Below are 25,724 nucleotides of genomic sequence, written 5' to 3'. Positions count from 1 at the left end.
TAGTCTTTGTAATTCAAAATATGTTAGGATAATGAAGAATAAGGAAGTAAAAGTAAGGTAGTGATAAGGATGAGAGTAGTAGCAGGTTTATATAAAGGCCATGCGTTAAAGGCGGTTCCAGGATACTCAACCCGCCCTACAACAGATAAGGTGAAAGAAGCTATTTTTAATATGATTGGACCGTTTTTTGAAGGTGGAACAGCTCTTGATTTGTTCGGTGGAAGCGGTGGCTTGGGAATTGAAGCTCTAAGCCGAGGAATAGATAAAGTCATTTTTGTGGATCGGGATGGCAAAGCGATTCAGACGATTAAAGCAAACTTAGCATCTTGCCGGTTAGAAGACCGCGCTGAAGTGTATCGAAATGATGCAGAACGTGCACTGAAAGCGATAAAGAAAAGGGAGCTGATTGTCGATTTACTTTTGCTTGATCCACCGTATAAAGCACAAAAGTTGAAAGCGCTTATCGAAACGGTAAGTGAAGAAAATCTTCTAGCAAAAACAGGAATTATTGTAGCGGAGCATTCTCATGATGTACAGTTAGATGATGAGATTGGTTTATTTGAAAAAATAAAAAGCGAAACGTACGGTATCATTGGTGTTTCTATTTATACATACAAAAAAGAAGAATCAGTTGACTAAATCAATGAGCTGTTAGATGTAGAAAGGGGATACGTATGGGCAGTATAGCTGTTTGTCCAGGAAGCTTTGATCCAGTTACAAATGGACATTTTGATATTATTAAACGAGGCGCAAATGTATTTGATACGATTTATGTGGTTGTTTTAAATAACTCTTCAAAAAGTCCTTTATTTACAGGGGAAGAGCGAGTAGCTTTGCTGAAAGAAGTAACAAAATCACTTCCTAATGTGGTAGTAGAGTCGTATAGTGGATTATTAATGGAATATGCAAAAGAAAAGCAGGCAAAGACCATTTTAAGAGGTTTACGTGCAGTATCGGATTTTGAGTACGAAATGCAAATCACATCTGTAAATCGCGTATTAGATAAAGAAATCGAAACGTTATTTATGATGACAAATAATCAATACTCGTTTTTAAGTTCTAGTATTGTAAAAGAAGTAGCTAAATATGGCGGGAATATTTCTGAATTAGTTCCTCCCCCTGTTAGAGAAGCGCTTGCGGAAAAATTTGAACAGCTGTCTCAAAAATAAGATAAAAAAGAACGTGACGTTTTCTTTGCCGATAAGAAAACGTCGCGTTCTTTTTTTACTGGGAACGATGAAGAAACGTTCGTTTTGAATATATATAAATATAGCAGCACAGCGTAAAAATCGTTAAGAGCGGACCGTACACGTTTAGCCACTGCGATAGAATCGTAACGGACTCCAAGTGAGAAGAAACCGGCAGTGCTCCTTCAGATGCTTGAAAAGTAGTAATGGATTCTCGAAGAGGACCCCATAGAAAAATAGTGAATACTACCGCAAAACAGCCGTGAAAAATGCGTGCAATAAAAAACGGGAAAAATCGAATATCTGTTTCGGCGAGTATACTAGCCACTTGTGCTTGAACGGAGAAACCGCTGAAGCCTAATACAAAGCTAACGATGATAATTTGATGAAACAGCAGCGTGTCTGGCGCTTCACTTGCTAGACGGCTTCCTAGCGTGATTTCAAAAAGCCCTGAAATAAAAGGAAGGCTCAGTTCAGTCCCTATATGACAAAGGGAAAATAAATAAGCTAGACCGCTGCTTAAAACGGCCGTAATATGAGTAACATATAAAAGTTTGTTTAATACAGAAAATAAAATGATAAAACCGCCAATCATTAAGAGAGATTGAACAGCAGAAGTAACCGCATCTCCTAGAAGCTTCCCGATAGGACGCTTATCTTTTAAACGCGTTTTATGCATTTCATGAAAAGCTAACGATAAAGAAGGCTTTTGAGTTACTTGTCCTTTCGGTTTTGCTGATCCATAAAAACGCATTACCAGTCCTACACAAATATTCCCTATGTAATGAGAGAGAGCTAATATGATACCGACAGCTGGATTGTGAAAAAAGCCAACTGCCACAGCTCCAAAAATAAAAATAGGGTTAGATGAGTTAGTAAATGATACGAGTCTTTCAGCTTCTATAGCTGTTAGCTGCTTTTCTTGACGCAGCCGGGAAGTGATTTTTGCTCCTGAAGGAAACCCAGAAGCCATGCCCATTGCTAAAGCAAAACCCCCTACTCCAGGTACTCGGAATAAAGGCCTCATAAACGGCTCTAATAAGATCCCAATGAACTTCACTACGCCAAACCCAATAAGCATTTCTGAAACAATAAAAAAGGGCAGCAGAGAAGGAAAGACGACCTTCCACCATGTGTTGAGACCTCTTACTGAACCTTCTAGCGCTTCTTTTGGATATACAATAAGCGCAATAGCGAGAAGCGTTACGCTCGTCCCGAGCAGAAGTGTTTTCACCATTGATTTATTCAACGAACGATTCATCTCCTTTTCTAAGCTCATGTCATCTTGATATGAATGAAATGAGGAGTTTTAGGCAAATGTACAAGTTCTTCTATATATCAATATACGAAGCTATGCATCGACTTTATGCCTATGAGTAAGGAGAAAATAAATTCATACTGAATAAAAAGGCGTCTTGTCACATTTGGAAATACAATTCATATACATAAATCAATGCACTTCTAGGATAGTCAAGGAGTAAAAAAACGTATACGCAGCAAGCGAAGAGAAAGAATTTCTTAAAACAACCTTCAGTATAGTATAATGCTTAATAACCACCGTGTATTGAGCAAAACATATCTTTAGCTTCATACTAAATGAACAAATAGAAAATGAAGAATAGTCCTACCGAATACAGGGCAACAATGATAGAGAAGCTCATCAAATGTTTTTACATTTTTAGAAGTCTATAAGGTAAAACGAGGGGGCAGGTAAAGTGGAAAGCCCAAAAATAGGAGTTGCGTTAGGCTCAGGTGGAGCTAGAGGTTTTGCACATTTAGGAGTAATCAAAACGCTAACAGAAAATAACATTCCTATTGATTTTCTAGCTGGCAGCAGCATGGGAGCTTTAGTTGGTGCACTATATGCGTCAGGTATTGAACTAGCAACTCTTTATAAAATGGCGCTAACGTTCAAACGAAAGTATTATTTGGATTTTACCGTGCCTAAAATGGGATTTATTACGGGAAACAGAGTGAAATCGTTGGTTCGCACCTTTACGCAAAATAGAACCATTGAACAGCTGTCTATACCGTTTGCCATTGTAGCGACAGATTTGAAAACAGGAGAGAAAGTGGTGTTTAAAAAAGGACCTATCGCTGAAGCGGTGAGAGCAAGTATTTCAATTCCAGGAATCTTTGCTCCCGAAGTAATTGATGGACGATTGCTTGTAGACGGCGGGGTAGTGGACCGTATTCCTGTATCGGTTGTAAAAGAAATGGGATCTGATATTGTTATTGGAGTCGATGTATCAAAAGCGAAAGTGAATGCAGAAATCAGCTCTATTTTTGATGTCATTATGCAAAGTTTAGATATTTTGCAAGATGAGCTAGTAGCTCATCGGACCATTGCTTCAGACATTATGATTCGTCCTAATCTCGATACTTTTAGTTCCAGAGCGTTTACAAACATTCAAGAAATGATTTCAATTGGTGAACAAGCAGCACATGAGCAGTTGCCTTCTATCCTACAAGCAATTGATCATTGGAAGGAGAACAAAAAAAGTGAAATCTAGAATTAGAATTTTGGTATATTTGGCTGTTATTGCAGTGGTGGCAATGCTTTGTTTTTATCCTTTGCCGTACTACATTACAAAGCCTGGAATGGCAGAAGAACTTGCGCCTATTATTAAGGTAGAAGATGGATACCATGAAAAAGGGACGTTTATGCTGACAACTGTAAGAATGGGCAGAGCAACTCCTCTTTCATATGGTCTTGCGAAAATACAGGACTTTCATGAAATTTTCCCTACAAAGCAAATTTTGCAGCAAGGTGAAAGTGATGAAGATTACTCGACAAGGCAATTACATATGATGGATACATCAAAAAATGCCGCTATTTCAGTAGCATACGAAGCAGCTGGAAAGAGCGTTTCCTATCTCAATAAAGGCGTATATGTTACATATGTCGTAGAAAATATGCCTGCACATGGAAAACTTCATGTTGGAGATGTAGTAACGAAAGTAGACGGGGAAAAAATTCAAACTGCTGAGGACTTAATCAACTACGTATCGACTAAAAAAGCAGGAGATTCAGTATCAATTTATGTAAAAAGAGATGGCAAAGAAAGCAAACATACTCTAAAAGTTAAAGCATTCCCTGACGAGCCGAAACGAGTAGGCCTAGGAATTGCCTTAGAAACGAACCAAGAACTAAAAGTTAAGCCCGATATACATATTGATACTGAAAAAATAGGAGGGCCTTCAGCTGGACTGATGTTCTCGCTTGAAATTTATAATCAGCTTGTTAAAGAGGACATGACAAAAGGCCATCGCGTTGCAGGTACAGGGACTATCAATGATAAAGGAGAGGTAGGACCAATCGGAGGTATTTCGCAAAAAATTGTAGCCGCAGATAAAGAAGGAGCAGAGATTTTCTTTGCACCAAATGAAAAAGGGGCTGCGAGCTCTAACTATCGAGAAGCAGTGAAGACAGCTAAAAAAATAGACAGTGATATGAAAATTGTACCCGTAGATTCATTTTCGGACGCCGTAACGTATTTGGAAAAGCTGAAACCATAAAAAAATCGTCTCTTGCAGACGATTTTTTTATGGCCAAATGATAGGAGGCTGCGTGTATTCTTGTTTCATAAATTGAGAGCGCAGAGGCTCTTGAAACGGCATACTATAAACATGTGTCGCTTTAATATCGGTATCAATTTCTTTTAGTTTACATTGCGATACAGTGGATACAATAGGAAGGGACAGCTTTTTCTTAATCGTTTTTAAATAGCCTTGTCCTGTCTTTGACATTCCCAATAAGCGAATATAAGGATCAGCTTGTTGCATCTCACTTTTTGTTGTATTGGTTAAAAGGTGAACGCACATGCGCTGTAAACGGGTTCTCGTATATCGCTTCGTTTTAACATTTGTTAAAAAATCTTCAAATGAAGTAGCTGAAGAAATATAAGATAGGAGCCGATGTTCAATACCTTCTTCTATTTCATAAATACGCTGTAAGTCATAAAGCGGAGTAGTTAATAATTTGTATTTCAAAAATGGGAAATAATGCTCCCAATGATGTAACTGTCCGTGTGCTTGCTTGTAAGCTGCTAATTCATTTGCTGTACTAACTGGCATGTGCTTGCTCAGGTCCCCATGGCTGCTGCTGTCAAAAATAGCTTTACGTATGCTTGTAGCACTTGAAATAAAAGAGGAAGACAGGGAATCATCGTGATAATGTGATTGAATTCGAGTGATTGTATATGGTTTAATAGATGCATGCTGTTTTTTAATGGCAGCTACATAGCTCATTCCAAGCACATTATTTGGCTGAGATAGATCAATAGGAGCCTCCGTGAAAAGCTGTAAGAAAGCATTGGAAGCTGCTTTTGGATAACTGTTCCCTTTTTTTATCTCTTGTTGAATTAAAGCGGATAGTTCTGATTCATGAGCTTCGAGCAAATCAGCGGTGCGGGTAAATGAGTCAATATTGCCATTTTCGCTGCCAAAGCATACAAAGTCAGCGCGAAGGGATTCTAAAATAGAAATAGCGCCGCCTGCGAATGTTTCAGCTTTTTGAGTAGAAAAAGCATAGGGTAATTCAAAGACTAAGTCTGCACCAGCCGCTAAAGCCATTCTTGTGCGGGACCATTTTGATACAAGAGCAGGCTCTCCGCGCTGCAAAAAGTGCCCGCTCATCACAGCAATCACACAATCTGCTCCGGTTTGTTGTTTCGCTTGCTGCAAATGATAAGCGTGTCCGTTATGAAAAGGATTATATTCGACAATTATTCCAACTGCTTGCATAATGTCTCCTTTTAATTTATTATTTTTAGTCTAGCTCTTTGTTTTAAAAACATTTTTTTATGAAAGTAAGAAATTTTTACAAAAAAGCATATTTAAGTACATTATAGTGTAAAGAAAAAATATTGACAAATAATCTTGTGAAAGCTATAATAACCTTTGTTGCCTTGAGGTGATTAACAATGAAATGGACAATACATCAATTGTATCAGTTGCAAAATAAAGGTCTAACATTTGACGAAGTGATTGACGGCAAAGAGTTTATGAATGCTGATCCTCAAATTCGTAGAATGTCAGATGTAAACGTGAAAGGAAGAGCCGACATTAGTTCTTCGAAAGTAACGTTTCACCTTGAAATTTCAGGAAAAATGACGTTGCCTTGTGCTCGTACATTAGTTGACGTTCCGTATCCGTTTGAAATTAACGCAACTGAAACGTTTTTATTGAATGTGAATGCTGATTATGAAGAAGATGCTGAAGTACGCATTGTAGAGGGAGAAACGGTTGATTTACAACCTTTGATTCAAGAGTTAATTATTGTTGAAATTCCTCTGCAGGTATTTAGTGAAAATCAGCAAGCGGCAGGAGCAGCTCCACAGTCAGGAAAAGACTGGGAAGTTGTTACCGAAGAAGAAAAGCAGGAAAAAGTAGATCCCCGCTTAGCCGTACTCGAAAATTTCTTTAAAGACAAAAAGAAATAAAAATGCGAAGATCCGGCTTTCGGGCCTTCATATGATTTTAAAATTCTTTTAAGGAGGTGGGAATAATGGCTGTACCTTTTAGAAGAACATCTAAAATGAAGAAAAGAACGCGTCGTACGCACTTTAAATTACAAGTTCCTGGTATGGTAGAGTGCCCAAATTGTGGTGAAATGAAACTATCACACCGCGTATGTAAAGCTTGTGGTACTTACAAAGGAAATGACGTAGTAAGCAAATAATTGCTTATTTAAATAAAAGACCCTCTTAAAGGGTCTTTTATTTTTTTTGCCTTTTTTCCTTCTCTACCCTTTGGGAGAGAAGGATTTTTCTTATAGAACAAGAACTCTTTTTAAATAAACAATTACTGTTGTAAAAGGATTCATACCTTGTCTATAAGGAGGAAAAAGCATGAAAAAAAGCGAGCTGTTTACTACAAGCCAAGGCATTGCTACGTTTGTGATTAATCGTCCTGAAAAGCGTAATGCTATTGATTATGATGTTATGAATGAACTGCAGCAAGCTGTAGATTATGTGAAACATGATCAGTTAGTAAAAGCTTTCGTAATTACAGGGGCTGGTTCAGATGCATTTTGCAGTGGAGGAGATTTAAGCGTATTTCATGAGCTAAAGACTTCGAAAGAGGCGTCTCAAATGTTAACGAAAATGGGGAAAATTCTTTATGAGATTTTAACACTCCCAAAACCCACAGTTGCCCTTTTGAATGGAACATCGGTTGGAGGAGGATGTGAACTTGCGATTGCATGTGACTTCCGTATAAGTGCAACACATAGCGAAATGGGCTTTATTCAAGGGAATTTAGGAATTACAACAGGCTGGGGAGGAGGAACCATTCTTCTTGAAAAGCTGCGTTATCAAGAAGCGATGGAAATGATCTACAGTGCTCAGCTGTATGGAGTAGAACGAGCAAAGCAAATTGGATTTCTTTCCTATGTCACGTCGTTTAAAGAACTAACTATGAGGTGTGAGGAGTGGTTAGCCCCTATCACTCATAAACCGACCCAGGTATTGCAAGCTTACAAAGAAATCGCTATTGAGAAATGGGAGCAAAGCCGGGTTTGGAATCGGATGGAACAAGAAATTCATCGCTGCTCGATATTGTGGGAGTCGCCTGAGCATGAAGAAGCGGTTCAAAAGGTCATCGTTAAAAAAACATAGTTATGAACTGCATTTCCATAGCAATATAGTTAATAAGCGAAAGATGAAAGAATCACGGGTTTCCCATTTTGCTTCAAAGTATATGAAAGATTTTCTTGATTGAGAAGAGGAACAATAGTCTATCTTATCTAGTAGGTGCATATTCATTTAATAAGTACGGATAAGGAGGGATAGAAAAATGACTTCTTCTCGTCAAGATGCATGGACTCATGATGAAGATTTATTACTCGCAGAAATTGTACTGCGTCATATACGTGAAGGTGGCACTCAGCTAGCTGCATTTGAAGAAGTGGGGAAGAAACTTACACGAACATCAGCAGCTTGTGGCTTCCGCTGGAATTCTTTTGTGCGCAAACAATACAAGACTGGTATTGATCTTGCGAAAAAACAGAGAAAAGAATTAAAAGCAAGAACTGTTTCAAAAGATGACGAGCAGCCTGCACGCTTATCATATATGGAAGCAGAGAAACATATTTCGCTTAATGAGGTAATTAAATATTTAGAAAATGTAGATCAAGGGCAAAGGCACTCGTCAGAGCTTCTCGAAGCTAATGAAGAACTGCAGCAAAAGATTGAACGTTTACAAGAGAAAGTAACGATTTTGGAAAAAGAAAAAAAAGCTTTGCAAAACAACTTGTTAATTGTGGAAGATGACTATAAAGCTCTTATTGAAATTATGGAGAGGGCTCGTAAAATGGTTGTATTAAAAGAGGATGAAAAAAGTAGAAAAGTGAAATTTCAAGTGGATAAAAATTTAAATCTAGAAAAAGTTCAAAAGTAAAGCGACAGTTTGAATGCTCCCTACTTCATGTTGATCATATATACCATATAGATATAAAATAAACAGCTGGAAATCAGCTGTTTATTTTTGTTCGCTTACACCGTTTGGTAGCCAAATAAGAGGGTTTTCTCCTAAATCACGATCGATATCATATGTTACAGGTACGAACCCCATTTTTGACCAAAAATCACTCGATTTTACTCGTGGGCTTGTTTTGATAGGTAATTGAAAGGATTTGGCGTATTCAACGAGCGTTTGACCCAATCCTTTGCGCTGAAAATCGCTGAGCACTTCGAGTTTCCACACTTCAATATACGTTTGAGGCGGCTCGAAATATTGATCGTACTGTTTGTTTCGCTTATAGAGACTCATCCGAGCCACTAAGCTATTTCCAAAATAAATACCGTAAAACGGAGAATTTATTTCATTATCGGAAATTTTGGCATGTAATTCTTCTAGCATTGAAAGTTCTTGAATGCCATATTCTTTGAATTTCTTGAACTCTTCTAGCGTTTTAAAATTAATTTTTAAATGCTTCACTTCGTAATTCATCCCATATCCCCCTTGTTATGTCTCCTTGCTAGATAAACGAACTGGCTTGGTTCGTTCATCTAATATTATATAACAAAAATACAAAATATTCTGTTTTCGTGATCGGTGAACGAATATTCAATGCGCATGAGGAAAAATGAATTCTTTCAGTTAAATACGAAGAATACATTACTATAAGCATCACTTTTTAGAAAGGAAGCAAAAGGAAAGTGAGATTCAAATAGAAAGCGTTTTCAAAATTTGTAGAGGAGTTTTAAAATTATTGTAGAATTATATGGGGGAAAGTAGAAATTTGAGGAAAGGGGAGAGAAAGGTGAAAAAAATACTGATTGCAAATCGAGGAGAAATTGCTCTTCGTATTATTCATACATGCAAACAAATGGGCATTGAAACGGTGGCTGTCTATTCCGATGCAGATGCAGAGCTTCCTTATGTTCAAGCAGCTACAAAAGCACGTCGAATTGGAGAGCCTCCTGTGCAAAAGTCATATTTGAATGTAGAAGAATTGCTGCGAATTAGTCATGAAGAAAAAGTAGATGCCATTCATCCTGGGTATGGATTTTTATCGGAAAATAATGCATTTGCTAAAAGAGCGATTGATGAAGGTTTTTGTTTTATCGGTCCTTCTCCCGAAATCATTTCGATGATGGGCGACAAAATTGCTGCTCGTGCCGCGATGAAAGAAGCGGGTGTACCTGTTGTCCCCGGCAGCGAAGGCGATGTGACGTCAGTTGAAGAGGCTTGTAAAGTAGCGAGTCTAATTGGATATCCCGTTATGTTAAAAGCAAGCGGAGGCGGCGGCGGAATTGGGATGGTGCGCTGCGATAACGAAGAAGCAGTAAAACAAGTGTATGCCTCCACAAAAGCAAGAGCAAAAGCATATTTTGGTCAAGAAGGAATGTTTATTGAAAAGCTTATCACAAACGCAAAACATATCGAAGTACAGGTGTTTGGAGATCAGCATGGTAATGTCGTTCATCTTTTTGAACGCGATTGTTCCGTACAAAGAAGAAATCAAAAAGTGATTGAAGAAGCCCCTGCGCTTTCTTTAAAAGAAAGTACGCGACAAGCCATGCAAAACCAAGCCGTTCAAGCGGCTAAAGCAATCGGATATTATAATGCAGGTACGGTGGAGTTTATTGTGGATGAAGACGAAAATTTTTATTTTCTTGAAATGAACACACGGCTGCAAGTTGAGCATCCGATCACCGAGCAAATTGCAGGGGTCGATTTAGTTAAGTGGCAGATCTTAGCTGCGCGCGGAGAAAAGCTTCCACGTGTGCAAGAGGAAATAGCAGCAAATAACTATGCCATTGAATTTCGAATTTATGCAGAAGATCCGTTTACTTTTTTACCGGCTCCGGGAAAAATTACGGGTTATCACTTGCCGGAGCGAACCTATGCGCGCGTAGACAGCGGCTACAGTGATATGAATGCGGTTACACCTTTTTATGATCCAATGATTGCAAAAGTTATTATTACTGGTCGTACGCGTTCAAATGCAATTGAACTAGCTAAATCATATTTTACAGAAGCTGTTGTAGAGGGAATCAAAACGAATATTCCTCTATTTAAGCAGTTGTTAAATGAAGAGTTATATGAAAAAGGCACCTATAACACATCGTTATTATCAACCGTATTAAATAAAGGAGGAGCACCACAATGAGTGAAATCAAAGCGACAATGGCAGGCATGGTATTTAATGTGTTTGTTCAGCAAGGTGCAAGTGTAGCCAAAGGAGAAGTTGTTGTTGTATTAGAATCTATGAAAATGGAAATTCCTATTGAAAGCGATCAAGCTGGTATTGCAGAGACTGTCCATATAGCCGTGGGGGATTTTGTGAACGAAGGCGACGTTTTGGTCACTATTTCATAACTCATAAAGGAGAGATATCATGATACATACAGGTGAATCTCAGAAAAAATATGATGAAAATCGTCAAAAAGTAGAGCGTGGCAACGCGGAGAAGTACAAAGAGAAACTTGCAAAACAACAGAAGCTTTTTGTAAGAGATCGTTTAGCCCTTTTATTTGATGACGGGAAATATGAAGAAGACGGCATGTTTGCAAATAATAAAGCTGAAGGATTGCCGGCAGACGGTGTTGTAACTGCAATTGGGAAAGTAAACGGTGAAACGGTTTGTGTAATGGCTAATGACTCTACTGTAAAAGCAGGGTCTTGGGGGGCCAGAACAGTAGAGAAAATTATTCGGATTCAAGAAGTAGCAGAAAAACTGCATGTGCCTTTGCTCTACCTAGTGGATTCTGCAGGAGCGCGTATTACGGATCAATTAGATATGTTTCCAAACCGCCGAGGAGCTGGACGGATCTTTCACAATCAAGTAAAACTTTCCGGCGTCATTCCTCAAATTTGTTTGCTCTTCGGTCCGTCAGCAGCTGGAGGAGCATATATCCCTGCATTTTGTGATATTGTTGTGATGGTAGATGGAAACGCTTCTATGTACTTAGGTTCGCCGCGTATGGCCGAAGCTGTTATTGGAGAAAAGGTTACGCTAGAAGAAATGGGAGGAGCACATATGCACTGCAGCGTTAGCGGATGTGGAGATGTGTTAGCTTATTCTGAAGAAGAAGCTATTTCCTATGCCAAATCTTATTTAACCTACTTTCCACAAAACTATCAAGAGAAGCCTAAAGTACAAAAAGCTAAAGAGCCTAAGCAGACAAAGGATTTAGTAGAACTAATTCCGGAGAATCAAAATGTTCCATTTGATATCTATGAAGCAATTGATACCCTTATTGACGAAGGGAGCTTCTTTGAAGTGAAAAAACTGTTTGCCGCCGAATTGGTAACAGGGCTTGCACGAATAGATGGAAAAGTAGTAGGGATTATTGCCAATCAGCCGAAGGTCAAAGGAGGAGTGCTGTTTGTAGATTCAGCAGATAAAGGAGCAAAATTTATTCAACTGTGCGATGCCTTCCATATTCCTTTGCTATTTTTAGCGGATGTACCTGGATTTATGATTGGAACCAAAGTAGAAAGAGCAGGCATCATTAGACATGGTGCAAAATTGATTGCAGCGATGAGTTCAGCTACAGTTCCTAAAATTTCCGTGGTCATGCGCAAAGCTTATGGCGCAGGGCTTTACGCTATGGCTGGTCCAGCTTTTGAACCGGATTGCTGCCTTGCATTACCTACTGCTCAAATTGCCGTAATGGGTCCTGAAGCGGCAGTAAATGCCGTCTATTCTAATAAAATTAATGAAATTGAAGATCCGAAAGAGCGGTTTATGTTTGTTAAACAGAAACAGCAGGAGTATAAAGAACACATCGATATCTATACGCTGGCTTCTGAACTTATTATTGACGACATCGTTCCTGCTAACGAACTGCGTCGAACTTTAATTGACCGCTTTCGATTATATGAAACAAAGAATGTGACCTTTAGCCGTCGTAAACATCCGGTGTATCCCGTATAATAGAAAAAAACGGGATCACTCTAAATAATTTGCAATAAGCCCGGTGATTTTTAATCACACGGGCTATATGAATAGGTAAAATTTTAAGAATGCATTTAATTCAAAGCATTTTTTTGCTAAAATGAAACTCAATAATGGAAAGAGGAACAAAAAATACGATGAAAACTATAGGTATTATTGGAGGCGGATCATTAGGTCTGTTGTTTAGCGCGTATTTATCAGATTGTTATGATGTAACCTTGTATACGAAAACAAAAACTCAAGCAAAGTGTATTAACGATAATGGAATTACCTTACATAGACAAGGGGAACATCACACTAAAAAAGTGAGTGCTATCCCTCTGGAAAAAAACATAAAAGAAGCAGATTTAATCATTATTACTGTAAAACAGTATCATTTAAAAGAGATTATTCCTTTTATCAAAACCCTTACTATACATACTCCCCTTTTGTTTATCCAAAACGGTATGAGCCATATTGAAATTCTTAAAAATCTCCCGCAGAGCACTCTCTATTTGGGTACAGTTGAACACGGGGCAATGCGTACAAATATGGATAGCGTCCATCATACAGGAATAGGAACAACCCGTATTGCTTCATACAGAGGAGAAATGGAGTCTATCTTGCCAATTGTGAATTTTCCTTGGGTGATTGAAACAGATTGGTATGCGATGCTGGTGAAGAAATTAGTTGTAAATGCGCTCATCAATCCTCTTACGGCGCTGTATGGGGTAAAAAATGGGCAGCTGATTCATAACGGCTACTTTTATAAAACGATGCGTCTATTGTTTGAAGAGATTGCCGCTGTGTTAAAACTGGATTCAGCTTTTAATTATTGGGAAAATGCGCTGGGGGTTTGTTCGCGCACGAGTACAAATCAATCTTCTATGCTAAAAGATATACAGAAGGGGCGGCAAACAGAAATTGATGCTATTTTAGGCTATATTCAAACACAAGCTGCTGAAAAAAGAACGTCGACGCCTATTGTTGACTTTTTATATGGGTCAATAAAAGGAATCGAAGAAGAAAAGGGTGATTAACATGGGAAGTTTTATTGCTGGAGTTTTTGCGACGTTTGTCACTCTGCCGCTCGTTGGTTTTTTTATTCTATACATGCTTTTACGCAAACTGACGAAAAATAAAAGGAAATCTGTCCACATTGCAACGTACATTACTACGGTTTTTCTTATTTTGTCCGTGCATTATGCAGCTGTGGAAATTTTCGGGCACTCTTTTTTGTGGTTGATTGCGTTAGTCCTTTTAGTTGTAGCAATGATTATGATGTTTGTACATTGGAAAGTCAAACATGACTTAGAAATGAAGCTTATCGCGAAAGGGTTCTTTCGGATGAATTTTGTTTTGTTTCTTATTGCACATATTGTATTAAATATAGGTGGAATCGCTTTTCGTATTTCCTCTCTGTAAAGCATGTTACTAGACGTGGGCAGTTACATTATGGATAATGAAGCTATATGTAGAGAATATAAGTATTAGGAAAAGAAAGGAAGTTCTTTCATGGAGATTACAGACGTCTCTTTAAAGGCGGGAAACAAACTAACGAACGATTACATAAAAGGTGAAAAGCAAGCACTTTCCTTTTTTCATTATAATATACACGAAAAAGACGTATATGAAAAACGTTTAGCGGATGTTCAAAAGCAGTCTTATCCAAGAGAACAGCTTGCTGAGTATCTGCTTGATTTTAATAAGCGCTACGGAGCATCTTCTAAGACGATTGAAAATATTGAAAAGCTAAAAGATCCTAACAGCGTAGTGGTCGTTGGAGGTCAGCAAGCGGGGCTGCTTACCGGTCCTTTGTACACCATTCATAAAGTGATTTCAATTGTGCTCCTAGCTAAACAACAAGAGGAAGCTTTAAACGTGCCCGTGCTTCCGGTATTTTGGATTGCTGGAGAAGATCATGATTTTGCTGAGATCAACCATGTATACACAGAGCATAAAAACCAGCTTTTAAAGAAAACGCTAAAGCATTCTTTAAAGAAAAAGCAAATGGTTTCTCAAATTGAACTAGACCATGAGGCCTGTAGAAGCTGGGTTCGTGATGTATTTCAAACGTTTAATGAAACGGCCCATACAAACCAGGTATTACACTTTGTTTTAGAAGCGTTAGATAAATCACGTACCTATGTCGATTTCTTTGCTCATTTGGTTACCACAATGTTCGCAGAGTCAGGTCTTATTTTAATGGATGCAGCTTCTAAAGAAGTGCGCAGCATTGAATCTTCTTTCTTTGTGACGTTAATTGAACAAAATGACAAATTATCGTCAGCCGTTATGGAACAGCAAACTGAGATTCAAAAACAATACGGACTAATGATTGAAGTGGGAGAAGAAACGGCTCATCTCTTTTATTCACACAATGAAAACAGAGTACTTTTAGAAAGAGATGCAGAACAAGAGCAGTTTGTTGGAAAGCAAAATGAACTCGCGCTGTCTAAAGAAGAGCTGGTTCAAATTGCTAAACAAACGCCTGAGCTTCTTAGTAACAACGTTGTGACTAGACCTCTTATGCAGGAGTACTTACTTCCTACCCTTGCGTTTATTGCAGGTCCGGGGGAAGTAGCGTATTGGGCAGAGCTTGAAAAAGCATTTTCTTTATTTAGCTTTAAAATGCCTCCCGTGGTCCCTAGGTTATCCTATGCAATCGTAGAAAGACATATCGAGAAGTATATGGATGAACTTCAGTTAGACCTTTCGAACGTAGTGAACGAAGGTGTAGATGCAGAGAGGGAGCACTGGCTTAAGACAGAAGTTCACAACCCATACGAAATGTATTTTGAAAAAGCGAAAGAAGATTTCGAAAAAATTCATAAAACTCTTCGTGAAAATATTCAAAAAGAAGACAAAACATTTGATGAAGTCATGCTTAAAAATCGAGCGATTATTCAAAAGCAGTTTGAAACCATTCAAAAGATTGTCGAATCCAAACAGCTAATTAAGCACGATGTGAAGCATTCAAAATATGCTCAAATTGAACTTGCTCTTCGTCCCTACAATGCTCCACAAGAACGAATGTGGAATATTATGTATTATTTAAATGGTTATGGTATGCAATTTGTGTCAGATTTACTAAGTGCTGAAGTCGAATTAAATCACCAGTTAAAAGTCTGTTATGTCTAATAAAATCCTGCTGAAAAGCAGGATTTTTATTTTGGAAAAGAGAAAAAGTCTACAAGGTGAATGTTAACCAATTGAATCCTTATAAGGTATTTATTTCTAATTGTGCAAAAAAACCTTATATTCCTTACATTTTATTCTACGAATATGTCCTACCTTTAACAAAATGACACTATTTGTGACAAAAAGACAAAATTCTACTTAATTCTTATATAAATAGCTGAAATAATGTTGAACTTTGATATATAATATAAACGTGTATATATATCAAAGAAAAACACCGTTTTTTGCTTTTTGTATACATAACTAAGTAGTTTAGAAAGAAGTAGGTGTCATAATGTTTAATCACACAACTGTTTTGCTTAAAGAAGCAGCGGAAGGCTTAAATATTAAGCCGGATGGAGTATATGTCGACTGCACGCTTGGCGGAGCAGGTCATAGTGAATATATCGTAAAACAGCTATCAGAAAAAGGGAAATTAATTGCGTTTGATCAAGACGATGTCGCTCTTGCAAATGCAAAAGAGAAATTGGCCCCGTATCTAGACAGAGTTATTCTAATCAAAAGTAATTTTCGCTATTTAAAAGAGCAGCTAATGGAACACGGAATTGAAGAAGTAGACGGAGTATTATTTGACCTCGGAGTCTCGTCTCCTCAGTTGGATACACCAGAGCGAGGGTTCAGCTTTCATCATGATGCCCCGCTTGATATGCGCATGGATCAAAACTCAATGTTTTCTGCGTACAACGTAGTAAATGAATGGCCTTATGAAAAACTTGTGAAAATCTTTTTCCAATACGGAGAAGAAAAGTTTTCAAAACAAATTGCCCGCAAGATTGAAGCATATCGAGAGTCTAAACCAATTGAAACAACGCTAGAGCTGGTTGATCTTATTAAAGATGGTATTCCAGCGCCAGCTAGACGAACGGGTGGACATCCGGCGAAACGAATTTTCCAGGCTATTCGAATTGCTGTAAATGATGAGCTTCAAGTATTTGAAGATGCAATTGAACAGGCTATGGATGTGATCAAAAAAGGTGGACGTGTAAGTGTTATTACCTTCCACTCACTTGAAGATCGAATTTGTAAAGTGGCGTTTAAAAATGCAAGCACGGTTCCGCAGCTTCCGCATGGACTGCCGATTATTCCAGAAGAATTTAAACCTAAAATGAAAGTTATTACAAGAAAACCTATTTTACCTTCAGAAGAAGAGATAGAAGAAAATAAGCGCGCGCGTTCGGCAAAGCTTCGAATTGTTGAGAAATTAGTGTAATTAAAGGGTTTTATCAAAGAGGAGGGGACGAGAATGAACAATGTAGCATACAAAGTAAGAGAGCAAGATCAGCAGCAGAAGCAGCAAAAGACGGTACGTCAAGTTGTTCGAAAGACAAAAAGAAAAATTACGGTTGGTGAAAAAATTGTGTATTCTGGATTTGTCGCACTCATGCTGTTTGGGTCTGTGCAAATCATTTCAAATCAATCTTCGCTTTATAGCATCAGTGAAGAAGTGCAATCACTCGATGGAAAGATTGACAAGCAAGAGGCAAAAAACAATGAGTTAAAATTACAGGTAACAGAGTTAAGTGCATACGATCGTATTTGGACAAAAGCAAAAGAACTTGGACTAAAATTGAATGAAAATAACGTAAAAGTCGTTAACGATTAATTGCGATGACTACGCCAAGAAAAAATAGCAATATTAGTACAGGAGCAGCAATATTAATTTTAATATTTGCATTGCTCTTTTTTGTATTAGCCATCAGGTTCTTTTACATCCAAGCGACGGGCAAAGCAGACGGAGAAGCTTTAGCCGAAATTGCACAAAAACAGCATACGCGAACGTCTAAAATTGAAGGACAGCGCGGTACGATTTACGATCGAAACGGAGAAGCAATCGCCCAAGACACGGGTGCTTATACGGTTGTGGCGATCTTAGATAAAAAACAAACAAAAGACAAAGATCACCCGCAGCACGTAGTAGACCCAGAAAAAACGGCTGAAAAATTAGCCCCATTATTAAAGATGGACGAATCGAAAATTGACAGCATGTTAACGAGAGGAATTAAACGTGGTACCTTCCAAGTCGAACTTGGCCCAGGCGGACGTGACATTGATAACGTGCTAAAGCAAAAAATTGAAAAACTAAATCTCCCAGGGATCACGTTTTTACGCGATTCGAAGCGCTTCTATCCAAACGGTGTATTCGCCTCAAGTATTTTAGGATACGCACAAAAAGATGATACGGGTAAAATCGTAGGGAAAATGGGAATTGAAAAAGTATTTGATAAGCAGCTTTCTGAAGAAGATGGATATGTAAAATACGAAGCTGCTAAAAATGGAATTAAGCTTCCGGATCCAAAAGAGTCAATTGTAGCTCCGAAAAATGGAGACAGTGTCACGCTTACAATTGATGAAAAAATTCAAACGTTTTTAGAGGATGCAATGACAGCTGCTGCTAAAGAATATAAACCAGAAGAGCTAATGGCAACGGTAGTAAATCCGAAAACCGGTGAAATTTTGGCGATGTCAAATCGTCCTTCATTTGACCCAAATATTCGTGATATCACGTCTTATCGTAATCCGTTTGTTGAAAACAGCTATGAACTTGGTTCAACGATGAAAATCTTTACGCTAGCAGCCGCGATTGATGCAGGGGTCTATAACGGCGAAGACCGCTATCAGTCGGGATCTTATAAAGTAACGAAAAACAGCGTTCCGATTAACGATCACAACGGCGGAGTCGGCTGGGGAGCTATTACATTTAATGAAGGAATTCAAAGGTCTTCAAATGTAGCGGTAGCCATTTTAGCCAACGAAAAATTGGGCACCGACCGTTTGTATAAATACTTGGACAAGTTTGGCTTTATGGATAAAACGGGAATTGACTTGCCAAACGAAGCTTCTAGCAAGTTAGTGACGAAGTACCCGAGAGACCGCGTAACTACTGCATTTGGACAGGCGTCCGCTTTTACGCCTATTCAAGAAATTCAAGCGGCTACTGCGATTGCAAATGACGGAAAAATGATGAAGCCTTACGTGATTAAACAAGTAGTCGATGAAACAAATAAGAAAACGATTAAGAAAACAAAACCTACCGTAGTAGGACAACCTATTTCTAAAAAAGCAGCGAACGAAACGCTAGATATTTTAGAAACCGTTGTTTCTTCTGATGACGGAACAGGGAAACCTTACGCGATTGAAGGGTACGATGTCGCTGGAAAGACGGGAACAGCTCAAATTCCTGGTCCTACCGGAGGCTACTTGCATGGACACGGGAAAAATTTCATTTCCTTTATGGGCTTTGCACCTGCTAAAGATCCAAAGCTGCTTGTCTATGTAGCCGTTAAAAATCCAACTCTTACGCCTCAAGAGACAGGTACTGCGCCGCTTACAGCCGTATTTAATCCGGTGATGAAAAACAGCCTGCAGTACTTAGGGGTGGAGCCTGAAAAAACAGACGAAGACGGAAAGAAAACAGAAGATAAAAAAGTAGATTCAGAAATTACGCTTAAGTCTTACGTTAACGAATCAGTTGATAGTGCCGTGAAAGACTTAAAACAAAAAGGACTTGTTCCTGTTGTAATAGGTAAAGGAGATACGGTAGAAAGCCAATCACCGACTTCTGATACCATTGTCACTGGTCAACGCGTGTTTATTAAGACAAATGGAAAAGCCACAATGCCTGATTTAACAGGTTTTTCACATCGTGATGTTATACGCTTTAGTGAATTTGTCAACGTTCGACCTAGCGCACTTGAAAATGGTTATGTTGTAAGTCAAAGTATTAAGGCAGGCGATCCGTTAAAAGCAGGAACCTACCTGAAAGTAGAACTTGAAACGCCTAAAGAATTTTCAAGTACGTTAAATAAGTTAAAAGAAACGGAAAAAAGTGAGTCTGATAGTAAAAAAGACGATAAGCAACTTGACTAGAAATTAAGTTCTAGTGAATCCTGTACAAGCATATATTGGAACGAGCCGATTCAGAGGAGGTTCTAATATATGCGGGTATCAGGAGTCACAGTTCGTAAAAGGCTAGCCATTGTTTTGTTTGTCGGTTTTATTGTGTTTTTGATTATTGATACAAGGCTTGGATATGTACAGTTGCTGACTGGGGATACGCTAACTGAAAAAGCCAAAGACTTATGGAGTCGGAATATTCCTTTTGAACCTGAAAGAGGAAAGATACTAGATCGCAATGATGTGGCACTTGCTACAAATAAAAGTGCACCGACCGTTTTAGTTATGCCAAGACAAGTTGAAAATCCAGCTGTTACGGCTGAAAAGTTAGCAAAAGTGCTGGGAGCATCAAAAGAAAAAGTATATGAGCAAATAACAAAAGCTTCTTCTAGCGTGTATTTGCGTCCTGAAGGAAGAAAAATTTCACATGCGAAAGCAAATGAAGTGCGAAATTTAAATTTAAAAGGCGTATATATAGCTGAGGATTCGAAGCGGTACTATCCGTTTGGAAGTTATTTGTCGCATGTATTAGGCTTTGCGGGAGTAGATAATCAAGGGTTAACAGGCCTTGAATTATATTATGATAAAGAGCTAAAAGGACAAAAAGGTTCAGTTAAATTGTATTCGGATGCTAAAGGTAAAAAGATGCCCAATATAGCCGATGACTACACAGCACCTGTGGACGGGCTGGATTTGAGATTGACCATCGATTCACGTGTGCAAACGATCATGGAGCGTGAGTTGGATAATGCTCAGACAGCTTATAATCCAGATGGTATGATTGCCATTGCCATGAATCCTAAAAACGGTGAAATTTTAGGTATGTCTAGTCGTCCGGGCTTTGATCCTACGGATTTTAAAAATGTGAAGCCTGAGGTGTATAATCGCAATCTTCCAATCTGGAGCGTATATGAGCCCGGATCGACGTTTAAGATTATTACACTGGCAGCTGCTCTTGAAGAAAAGAAAGTGGATTTACTAAAAGATCAATTTTACGACGATGGAGCCGCGGAAGTTGGCGGAGCGAGACTTCGCTGCTGGAAAAAAGGCGGACATGGACAGCAGTCTTTTTTAGAAGTTGTACAAAACTCATGTAACCCTGGTTTTGTGGAGCTTGGGGAACGTTTAGGAAAAGAAAAATTGTTCAAATACATTAAAGAATTTGGCTTTGGTCAAAAAACAGGTATTGATTTACAAGGGGAAGCAAAAGGGATTTTGTTCCCGCTTGAGCGCGTAGGGCCGGTTGAACAAGCTACAACAGCTTTTGGGCAAGGGGTTGCTGTTACGCCTATTCAACAAGTAGCTGCTGTTTCCGCAGCCGTAAACGGTGGAACGCTTTATGAACCTTATATTGCAAAAGAGTGGGTGGATCCAACTACCGGAAAAGTTGTAAGCAGTCATAAGCCGGTTGCTAAGCGAAAAGTTATTTCCGAGGAAACGTCTAAGCAAGTGCGTTTTGCTCTTGAAAGTGTAGTAGCACAAGGAAGCGGAAAAGGAGCTTTTGTGGAAGGGTACCGCGTTGGAGGAAAGACGGGTACGGCGCAGAAAGCTCAAAATGGAAAGTATTTAAAAAATAATCACATCGTTTCTTTTATCGGTGTTGCACCAGCAGATAACCCTGAAATTGTCGTGTATGTTGCGGTTGATAATCCAAAAGGCACCATTCAATTTGGTGGAGTTGTAGCAGCTCCGATTGTAGGTAAAATGATTGAAGACAGCTTGCGTGTGATGGACGTTAAACCGCGTAAAGGACAAATTGAAAAAGAGTTAACGTGGCTGGACACACCAATGATAAAAGTACCAAATGTCGTAGGAATGTCAAAAAAAGAGTTACAAGAACAGCTACTTAATTTAAAATTAGATGTGAGTGGCGAAGGAGATAAAGTGGTCAAGCAGTCTCCTGCAGCCGGAACGAAAGTTAAAGAAGGCGAAACGGTTAGAATTTATATGGGAAAATAAAAATCTCTATAAACCATTATTCTTCCTTGCATGATAATCAGCAGGTTACTCTGCGTGTGAACATGAAATCAACAAATAAGCCTTGGGGGTGTTCCCTCCGGGCTTCTTTTTCTGTAAAATGTAATAGGTTAGGTGCTAGAAAAAGAAGAATAGTTGCCATAGCGTCTTATAACAAACGTTTCACTTTACAAATAGAGAGGACATGGTAGGAATGGATTTACGAGAACTACTAACACATTTACATGATTTTGTTCAGCTTCCTGAACAGAATATTGATATTACGTCAATTGAAATGGATTCAAGAGAAGTTAAGCCCGGAGCATTGTTCATTTGTATAGACGGCTATACAGTTGATGGTCATAACTTTGCACAGATGGCTGTGGAAAAAGGGGCAGTAGCAATCTTAGCAGAAAAGCCTGTGGATGTAGAAGTGCCTGTTGTACGCGTGAAGAGTACAAAACGAGCAATGGCAGTGCTAGCGGATGCTTTCTACAATCAGCCTACACAAAAAATGCATTTAATTGGTGTAACAGGCACAAATGGAAAAACAACGATTACACATTTAATTGAGCATATCTTTAAATCACAACATAAAAAGACGGGTCTAATTGGAACGATTGAAATTCGTATTGGTGATACGTCTTATGATGTGAAAAACACAACGCCTGAATCGCTGACGCTCCAAAAAACATTTCACCAAATGGTGGAGGAGAATGTAGAAGTAGCGATGATGGAAGTATCATCTCATGCACTTGACTTAGGACGCGTACACGGGTGCGACTTTGATGTTGCGGTATTTAGTAACTTAACGCAAGATCACCTGGATTATCATCATACAATGGAAGATTATCGTCGTGCGAAAGGGTTGCTATTTGCACAGTTAGGAAACGCTTATAACCATAATCGTCCTAAATTTGCTGTTCTTAATGCTGATGATGCGGCAACCGAGGAATATATTAAAAACACGGCCGCTACAGTGATTACCTATGGTATTGACCGTGAAAGTGATATTCGTGCAACCAATATTCAAATTACAAACAGCGGCACAACGTTCGACTTGACAACACCGACAGAAACGGTTCGTGTAGAGATGAAGCTTATTGGGAAATTCAGCGTCTACAACGTATTAGCGGCTACGGCTTCATGTTTAGTATCAGGTATCCCTCTGTCAGTTATTGTCGAGGAAATAAAAGTGTTAGAAGGCGTATCTGGGCGTTTTGAAGTGGTTGATGCGGAGCAAGATTTTACGGTTATCGTTGATTATGCCCACACGCCGGACAGCTTAGAGAACGTGTTAAAAACTGTAAAAGAATTCGCAAAACGCAATATATATGTTATTGTTGGTTGTGGCGGAGATCGAGATCGTACAAAACGACCAATCATGGCTCGAATTGCAGCTGAATACAGTACACAAGCTATTTTGACATCTGATAATCCACGAAGTGAAGATCCATTGGCTATTTTAAAAGATATGGAAGAAGGTTTGGATACAGATAACTATGTGACGATTGCTGATCGTGCAGAAGCTATTCGCTATGCAGTGGAAACAGCGCATGCAGATGATGTTATTGTCATTGCTGGAAAAGGGCACGAGACCTATCAAATTATTGGTAAAAAAGTATTCGATTTTGACGATCGAGAAGTAGCACGCAAAATGATTGAGGAGCGAAAGTAGTAATGAAATGGGTAGAGAACAAAATGAGTCGGAATGAGTTGGAAGTTAAGGAGGGAACATCGTGCTAGAACAATCAATTTTATTGACAATCGGCGTAGCCTTTTTGATTACGGTTGTATTGTCGCCGATTTTTATTCCCTTCTTAAGAAGATTAAAGTTTGGTCAAAGTATTCGTGATGAAGGCCCGAAATCTCACCAGAAAAAATCAGGTACACCTACAATGGGCGGTATCATGATTTTATTATCTATTATTGTGGCAACTCTTATTATGGTCAATCAGTATGCAGAACTTACATATAAGACGTTTCTATTATTATTTGTCACAATCGGATTTGGTTTATTAGGATTTTTAGATGATTTTATAAAAGTAGTGTTAAAGCGTAACCTTGGATTAACATCTAAACAAAAGTTTTTAGGTCAGGTTGTCATTTCAATTATTTTTTACTTTATTGCAAGACAGTTTGAGTTCTCAACTGAAGTGACGATTCCTGGAATTAAAGACCCAATTGATTTAGGTTGGTTTTATGTTGTTTTCCTCATCATCTGGCTTGTTGGTTTTTCAAACGCGGTTAACTTGACGGATGGATTAGACGGACTTGTATCTGGTACAAGTGCGATTGCTTTTGGTGCATTTGCAGTTCTTGCTTGGAATGCAGAGCAGTTTGAACTATCTATTTTCTCAGTTGCTGTAGTAGGAGCTGTGTTAGGATTTTTAGTTTTTAATGCCCATCCTGCAAAAGTATTTATGGGAGATACGGGTTCTTTAGCGCTAGGAGGAGCTATCGCTACGGTGGCTGTCTTAATGAAAATGGAATTCTTGCTTGTTATTATCGGTGGTGTGTTTGTTATTGAAACACTATCTGTTATTATTCAAGTCGCATCTTTCAAAACAACAGGAAAACGTGTGTTTAAAATGAGTCCGCTTCATCACCATTACGAGCTAAGCGGCTGGTCGGAATGGCGCGTAGTTATGACTTTTTGGGCTGTAGGACTATTATTTGCAATGCTTGGAATTTATATCGAGGTGTGGATTTAAATGAAATCAGTCAATACGTATCAAGGTAAACAAGTACTTATTTTAGGGTTAGCCAAGAGCGGTTTAGCAGCTGCTCAGTTAGTTAAACAGCTTGGTGCTAAAGTAGTCGTTAATGATCAAAAACCGTACGAAGAGAACGTAGCAGCACAGGAATTAGAAAAAACGGGCATTGAAGTTGTCTGTGGACATCATCCGCTTGAGCTTTTAGACAAAGCGGATGTTATTGTAAAAAACCCTGGGATTCCGTATTCAAATGTTCTATTGCAAGAAGCATTAAAGCGAAATATTCCGATTTTAACAGAGGTAGAATTGGCTTATGAAATTAGCGAAGCGCCTTTTATCGGAATTACGGGAAGCAATGGGAAGACAACAACAACAACGCTAATTTATAAAATGTTAGAAGAAGATCAAAAGCAGCCGCTGATTGCTGGAAATATTGGAACAGTAGCTTGTGAAGTGGCGCAAAAAGCAACAAAGGACAATGTAATTGTAACGGAGCTTTCTTCTTTTCAGCTGATGGGAATTGAAAAATTCCGTCCGAGAATCTCTTTATTATTGAATTTGTTTGATGCTCACTTAGACTATCATGGCACAAAAGAGGAATATATCAAAGCGAAAGCAAATCTCTTTAACAATCAAACAAGTGAAGACTTTGCCGTTATTAATGCGGATGATGAGCTAGTGATGAAAGCTAGTGCAGATGTTAAAGCGACAAAAGTACCTTTTTCTGTTACAGCTCAAACGACAGAAGGAGCGTATATTAAAAACGAAACGATTTTCTTTAAAGATGAAGAAGTGATGTCCTTAAAAGATGTGGTGCTGCCAGGCAAACATAATCAAGAAAACATTTTAGCAGCTGTATCCGTTGTGAAACTGTACGGCTGTTCAAATGAAGCTATCTACCGCGTGCTCACAACGTTTGCTGGTGTTAAACATCGCGTTCAATATGTCACGACAATCAACAAACGTAAGTTTTATAATGACTCTAAAGCTACGAATATGCTTGCTACAAAAGTAGCTCTTTCCGCTTTTTCGCAGCCGACGATTCTACTTGCAGGTGGACTCGATCGCGGCAATGAGTTTGATGATTTAAAAGAAGAGTTTAAAAATGTGAAAGCTGTGATTACATTTGGTGAAACGGCTCCTAAAATTGAACGCGTAGCAAAAGAAGCGGGAATACAAATTGTAAAACGTGTCGATAATGTTAAACAAGCAGTTTCAGAAGCATATGCTTGTTCAGATGAAGAAGATGTTATTTTATTATCTCCTGCTTGTGCAAGCTGGGATCAATTTAAAACTTTTGAAGAACGTGGTGACATCTTTATTGAATCTGTGCATAAACTGAAATAAGGGCTTGTCTAAACACCTAGAAAATACACTAGC

At 38.7% G+C, this 25,724-nt stretch carries 24 protein-coding genes; 21 read left to right on the top strand and 3 right to left on the bottom strand.

What is annotated here, in order from left to right; all coding sequences use genetic code 11:
• The first annotated feature begins 69 nt into the window (after positions 1–69).
• A complete protein-coding gene (rsmD, locus tag ACFX4W_RS10010; protein WP_043976407.1) occupies positions 70–639 on the top strand; it encodes a 16S rRNA (guanine(966)-N(2))-methyltransferase RsmD in 570 nt (189 codons plus the stop codon).
• 35 nt (positions 640–674) lie between these two features.
• Positions 675–1,169, top strand: coding sequence for a pantetheine-phosphate adenylyltransferase (gene coaD, locus ACFX4W_RS10005; protein ID WP_013058982.1), 495 nt, complete (start codon positions 675–677; stop codon positions 1,167–1,169).
• A gap of 55 nt (positions 1,170–1,224) precedes the next feature.
• Here the strand turns inward: coaD and ylbJ are convergent, their stop codons facing one another.
• A complete protein-coding gene (ylbJ, locus tag ACFX4W_RS10000; RefSeq protein ID WP_043976409.1) occupies positions 1,225–2,436 on the bottom strand; it encodes a sporulation integral membrane protein YlbJ in 1,212 nt (403 codons plus the stop codon).
• 466 nt (positions 2,437–2,902) lie between these two features.
• Between ylbJ and ACFX4W_RS09995 the strand changes: the two genes are divergently transcribed.
• Together ACFX4W_RS09995 and ACFX4W_RS09990 are read left to right on the top strand one after the other, a co-directional pair.
• The gene (locus ACFX4W_RS09995; RefSeq protein ID WP_013058980.1) at positions 2,903–3,700 is read left to right on the top strand and encodes a patatin-like phospholipase family protein; all 798 of its coding nucleotides are present in this window, start codon (positions 2,903–2,905) and stop codon (positions 3,698–3,700) included.
• Positions 3,690–4,706 (top strand): SepM family pheromone-processing serine protease, encoded by a 1,017-nt coding sequence (locus tag ACFX4W_RS09990; protein WP_277813710.1) that lies wholly within the window; start codon positions 3,690–3,692, stop codon positions 4,704–4,706. The genes ACFX4W_RS09995 and ACFX4W_RS09990 overlap by 11 nt, the downstream gene beginning before the upstream one ends.
• 27 nt (positions 4,707–4,733) lie before the next feature.
• On the opposite strand, the gene ACFX4W_RS09985 is transcribed toward ACFX4W_RS09990, so the two are convergent.
• On the bottom strand, positions 4,734–5,933 hold the full coding sequence (locus ACFX4W_RS09985) for a nucleotidyltransferase (protein WP_043976410.1): 1,200 nt from the start codon (positions 5,931–5,933) through the stop codon (positions 4,734–4,736).
• Between the two features lie 179 nt (positions 5,934–6,112).
• Here ACFX4W_RS09985 and ACFX4W_RS09980 point away from each other — a divergent pair, with 179 nt between their 5' ends.
• The 4 genes from ACFX4W_RS09980 (at position 6,113) to ACFX4W_RS09965 (ending at position 8,588) form a co-directional block, all read left to right on the top strand.
• Complete coding sequence (locus tag ACFX4W_RS09980; protein ID WP_043976411.1) at positions 6,113–6,631, top strand: YceD family protein; 519 nt, start codon at positions 6,113–6,115, stop codon at positions 6,629–6,631.
• A 65-nt stretch (positions 6,632–6,696) separates the two neighbouring features.
• Entirely contained in the window at positions 6,697–6,870 is a 174-nt protein-coding gene (gene rpmF / locus ACFX4W_RS09975; protein WP_013058976.1) for a 50S ribosomal protein L32, read from the top strand.
• A gap of 169 nt (positions 6,871–7,039) precedes the next feature.
• Positions 7,040–7,807: an enoyl-CoA hydratase/isomerase family protein gene (locus ACFX4W_RS09970; RefSeq protein WP_013084864.1), complete on the top strand. Its 768-nt coding sequence runs from the start codon at positions 7,040–7,042 to the stop codon at positions 7,805–7,807.
• Positions 7,808–7,985: 178 nt separating this feature from the next.
• A complete protein-coding gene (locus ACFX4W_RS09965) occupies positions 7,986–8,588 on the top strand; it encodes an RsfA family transcriptional regulator (protein WP_013058974.1) in 603 nt (200 codons plus the stop codon).
• A gap of 81 nt (positions 8,589–8,669) precedes the next feature.
• Here ACFX4W_RS09965 and ACFX4W_RS09960 read toward each other — a convergent pair whose 3' ends face one another.
• Positions 8,670–9,140, bottom strand: a complete 471-nt coding sequence (locus ACFX4W_RS09960; protein WP_013058973.1) for an N-acetyltransferase — start codon at positions 9,138–9,140, stop codon at positions 8,670–8,672.
• Positions 9,141–9,453: 313 nt separating this feature from the next.
• On the opposite strand from ACFX4W_RS09960, the gene ACFX4W_RS09955 reads away from it, so the two are divergent.
• The 13 genes from ACFX4W_RS09955 to murD all read left to right on the top strand — a co-directional run bounded on the left by ACFX4W_RS09955 (position 9,454) and on the right by murD (position 25,691).
• A complete protein-coding gene (locus tag ACFX4W_RS09955; protein ID WP_043976412.1) occupies positions 9,454–10,806 on the top strand; it encodes an acetyl-CoA carboxylase biotin carboxylase subunit in 1,353 nt (450 codons plus the stop codon).
• Positions 10,803–11,015 (top strand): biotin/lipoyl-containing protein, encoded by a 213-nt coding sequence (locus ACFX4W_RS09950; protein ID WP_013058971.1) that lies wholly within the window; start codon positions 10,803–10,805, stop codon positions 11,013–11,015. The genes ACFX4W_RS09955 and ACFX4W_RS09950 overlap by 4 nt, the downstream gene beginning before the upstream one ends.
• Positions 11,016–11,034: 19 nt before the next feature.
• Complete coding sequence (locus ACFX4W_RS09945) at positions 11,035–12,576, top strand: acyl-CoA carboxylase subunit beta (protein ID WP_013084862.1); 1,542 nt, start codon at positions 11,035–11,037, stop codon at positions 12,574–12,576.
• 158 nt (positions 12,577–12,734) lie between these two features.
• Positions 12,735–13,616 carry a 2-dehydropantoate 2-reductase gene (locus ACFX4W_RS09940; protein ID WP_043976715.1) on the top strand — a complete coding sequence of 294 codons (882 nt, stop codon included), beginning with the start codon at positions 12,735–12,737 and terminating at the stop codon, positions 13,614–13,616.
• Between the two features lies 1 nt (position 13,617).
• A complete protein-coding gene (locus ACFX4W_RS09935) occupies positions 13,618–14,001 on the top strand; it encodes a DUF3397 domain-containing protein (protein ID WP_013058968.1) in 384 nt (127 codons plus the stop codon).
• Between the two features lie 90 nt (positions 14,002–14,091).
• On the top strand, positions 14,092–15,717 hold the full coding sequence (bshC, locus tag ACFX4W_RS09930) for a bacillithiol biosynthesis cysteine-adding enzyme BshC (RefSeq protein WP_280560154.1): 1,626 nt from the start codon (positions 14,092–14,094) through the stop codon (positions 15,715–15,717).
• A gap of 334 nt (positions 15,718–16,051) precedes the next feature.
• Positions 16,052–16,987 carry a 16S rRNA (cytosine(1402)-N(4))-methyltransferase RsmH gene (gene rsmH, locus ACFX4W_RS09925; RefSeq protein WP_013084858.1) on the top strand — a complete coding sequence of 312 codons (936 nt, stop codon included), beginning with the start codon at positions 16,052–16,054 and terminating at the stop codon, positions 16,985–16,987.
• 33 nt (positions 16,988–17,020) lie between these two features.
• On the top strand, positions 17,021–17,380 hold the full coding sequence (ftsL, locus tag ACFX4W_RS09920; RefSeq protein ID WP_013058965.1) for a cell division protein FtsL: 360 nt from the start codon (positions 17,021–17,023) through the stop codon (positions 17,378–17,380).
• A 5-nt stretch (positions 17,381–17,385) separates the two neighbouring features.
• Complete coding sequence (locus ACFX4W_RS09915; protein ID WP_016765447.1) at positions 17,386–19,644, top strand: penicillin-binding protein; 2,259 nt, start codon at positions 17,386–17,388, stop codon at positions 19,642–19,644.
• A 69-nt stretch (positions 19,645–19,713) separates the two neighbouring features.
• Complete coding sequence (locus ACFX4W_RS09910) at positions 19,714–21,630, top strand: stage V sporulation protein D (RefSeq protein ID WP_013084856.1); 1,917 nt, start codon at positions 19,714–19,716, stop codon at positions 21,628–21,630.
• Between the two features lie 211 nt (positions 21,631–21,841).
• Complete coding sequence (locus ACFX4W_RS09905) at positions 21,842–23,305, top strand: UDP-N-acetylmuramoyl-L-alanyl-D-glutamate--2,6-diaminopimelate ligase (protein ID WP_043976716.1); 1,464 nt, start codon at positions 21,842–21,844, stop codon at positions 23,303–23,305.
• 61 nt (positions 23,306–23,366) lie between these two features.
• Positions 23,367–24,341 carry a phospho-N-acetylmuramoyl-pentapeptide-transferase gene (mraY, locus tag ACFX4W_RS09900; RefSeq protein ID WP_013058961.1) on the top strand — a complete coding sequence of 325 codons (975 nt, stop codon included), beginning with the start codon at positions 23,367–23,369 and terminating at the stop codon, positions 24,339–24,341.
• On the top strand, positions 24,342–25,691 hold the full coding sequence (gene murD, locus ACFX4W_RS09895) for a UDP-N-acetylmuramoyl-L-alanine--D-glutamate ligase (RefSeq protein ID WP_043976413.1): 1,350 nt from the start codon (positions 24,342–24,344) through the stop codon (positions 25,689–25,691).
• Positions 25,692–25,724 lie beyond the last annotated feature (33 nt).

The organism is Priestia sp. YIM B13489, assembly GCF_042787645.1.
In the GTDB taxonomy this organism is placed as follows: domain Bacteria; phylum Bacillota; class Bacilli; order Bacillales; family Bacillaceae_H; genus Priestia; species Priestia megaterium.
This window is presented reverse-complemented; position numbering and strand designations above follow the sequence as displayed.

What these genes read in the sequence shown, in the direction of transcription:
- rpmF (WP_013058976.1), top strand. Translation starts at nt 6,697, where the DNA reads ATGGCTGTACCTTTTAGAAGAACATCTAAAATGAAGAAAAGAACGCGT.
- ACFX4W_RS09965 (WP_013058974.1), top strand. Translation starts at nt 7,986, where the DNA reads ATGACTTCTTCTCGTCAAGATGCATGGACTCATGATGAAGATTTATTA.
- murD (WP_043976413.1), top strand. Translation starts at nt 24,342, where the DNA reads ATGAAATCAGTCAATACGTATCAAGGTAAACAAGTACTTATTTTAGGG.
- ACFX4W_RS09940 (WP_043976715.1), top strand. Translation starts at nt 12,735, where the DNA reads ATGAAAACTATAGGTATTATTGGAGGCGGATCATTAGGTCTGTTGTTT.
- ftsL (WP_013058965.1), top strand. Translation starts at nt 17,021, where the DNA reads ATGAACAATGTAGCATACAAAGTAAGAGAGCAAGATCAGCAGCAGAAG.
- rsmD (WP_043976407.1), top strand. Translation starts at nt 70, where the DNA reads ATGAGAGTAGTAGCAGGTTTATATAAAGGCCATGCGTTAAAGGCGGTT.
- ACFX4W_RS09915 (WP_016765447.1), top strand. Translation starts at nt 17,386, where the DNA reads ATGACTACGCCAAGAAAAAATAGCAATATTAGTACAGGAGCAGCAATA.
- ACFX4W_RS09985 (WP_043976410.1), bottom strand. Translation starts at nt 5,933, where the DNA reads ATGCAAGCAGTTGGAATAATTGTCGAATATAATCCTTTTCATAACGGA.
- ACFX4W_RS09945 (WP_013084862.1), top strand. Translation starts at nt 11,035, where the DNA reads ATGATACATACAGGTGAATCTCAGAAAAAATATGATGAAAATCGTCAA.
- coaD (WP_013058982.1), top strand. Translation starts at nt 675, where the DNA reads ATGGGCAGTATAGCTGTTTGTCCAGGAAGCTTTGATCCAGTTACAAAT.
- ACFX4W_RS09960 (WP_013058973.1), bottom strand. Translation starts at nt 9,140, where the DNA reads ATGAATTACGAAGTGAAGCATTTAAAAATTAATTTTAAAACGCTAGAA.
- ACFX4W_RS09970 (WP_013084864.1), top strand. Translation starts at nt 7,040, where the DNA reads ATGAAAAAAAGCGAGCTGTTTACTACAAGCCAAGGCATTGCTACGTTT.
- rsmH (WP_013084858.1), top strand. Translation starts at nt 16,052, where the DNA reads ATGTTTAATCACACAACTGTTTTGCTTAAAGAAGCAGCGGAAGGCTTA.
- ACFX4W_RS09910 (WP_013084856.1), top strand. Translation starts at nt 19,714, where the DNA reads ATGCGGGTATCAGGAGTCACAGTTCGTAAAAGGCTAGCCATTGTTTTG.
- bshC (WP_280560154.1), top strand. Translation starts at nt 14,092, where the DNA reads ATGGAGATTACAGACGTCTCTTTAAAGGCGGGAAACAAACTAACGAAC.
- ACFX4W_RS09935 (WP_013058968.1), top strand. Translation starts at nt 13,618, where the DNA reads ATGGGAAGTTTTATTGCTGGAGTTTTTGCGACGTTTGTCACTCTGCCG.
- ACFX4W_RS09905 (WP_043976716.1), top strand. Translation starts at nt 21,842, where the DNA reads ATGGATTTACGAGAACTACTAACACATTTACATGATTTTGTTCAGCTT.
- ACFX4W_RS09950 (WP_013058971.1), top strand. Translation starts at nt 10,803, where the DNA reads ATGAGTGAAATCAAAGCGACAATGGCAGGCATGGTATTTAATGTGTTT.
- ACFX4W_RS09980 (WP_043976411.1), top strand. Translation starts at nt 6,113, where the DNA reads ATGAAATGGACAATACATCAATTGTATCAGTTGCAAAATAAAGGTCTA.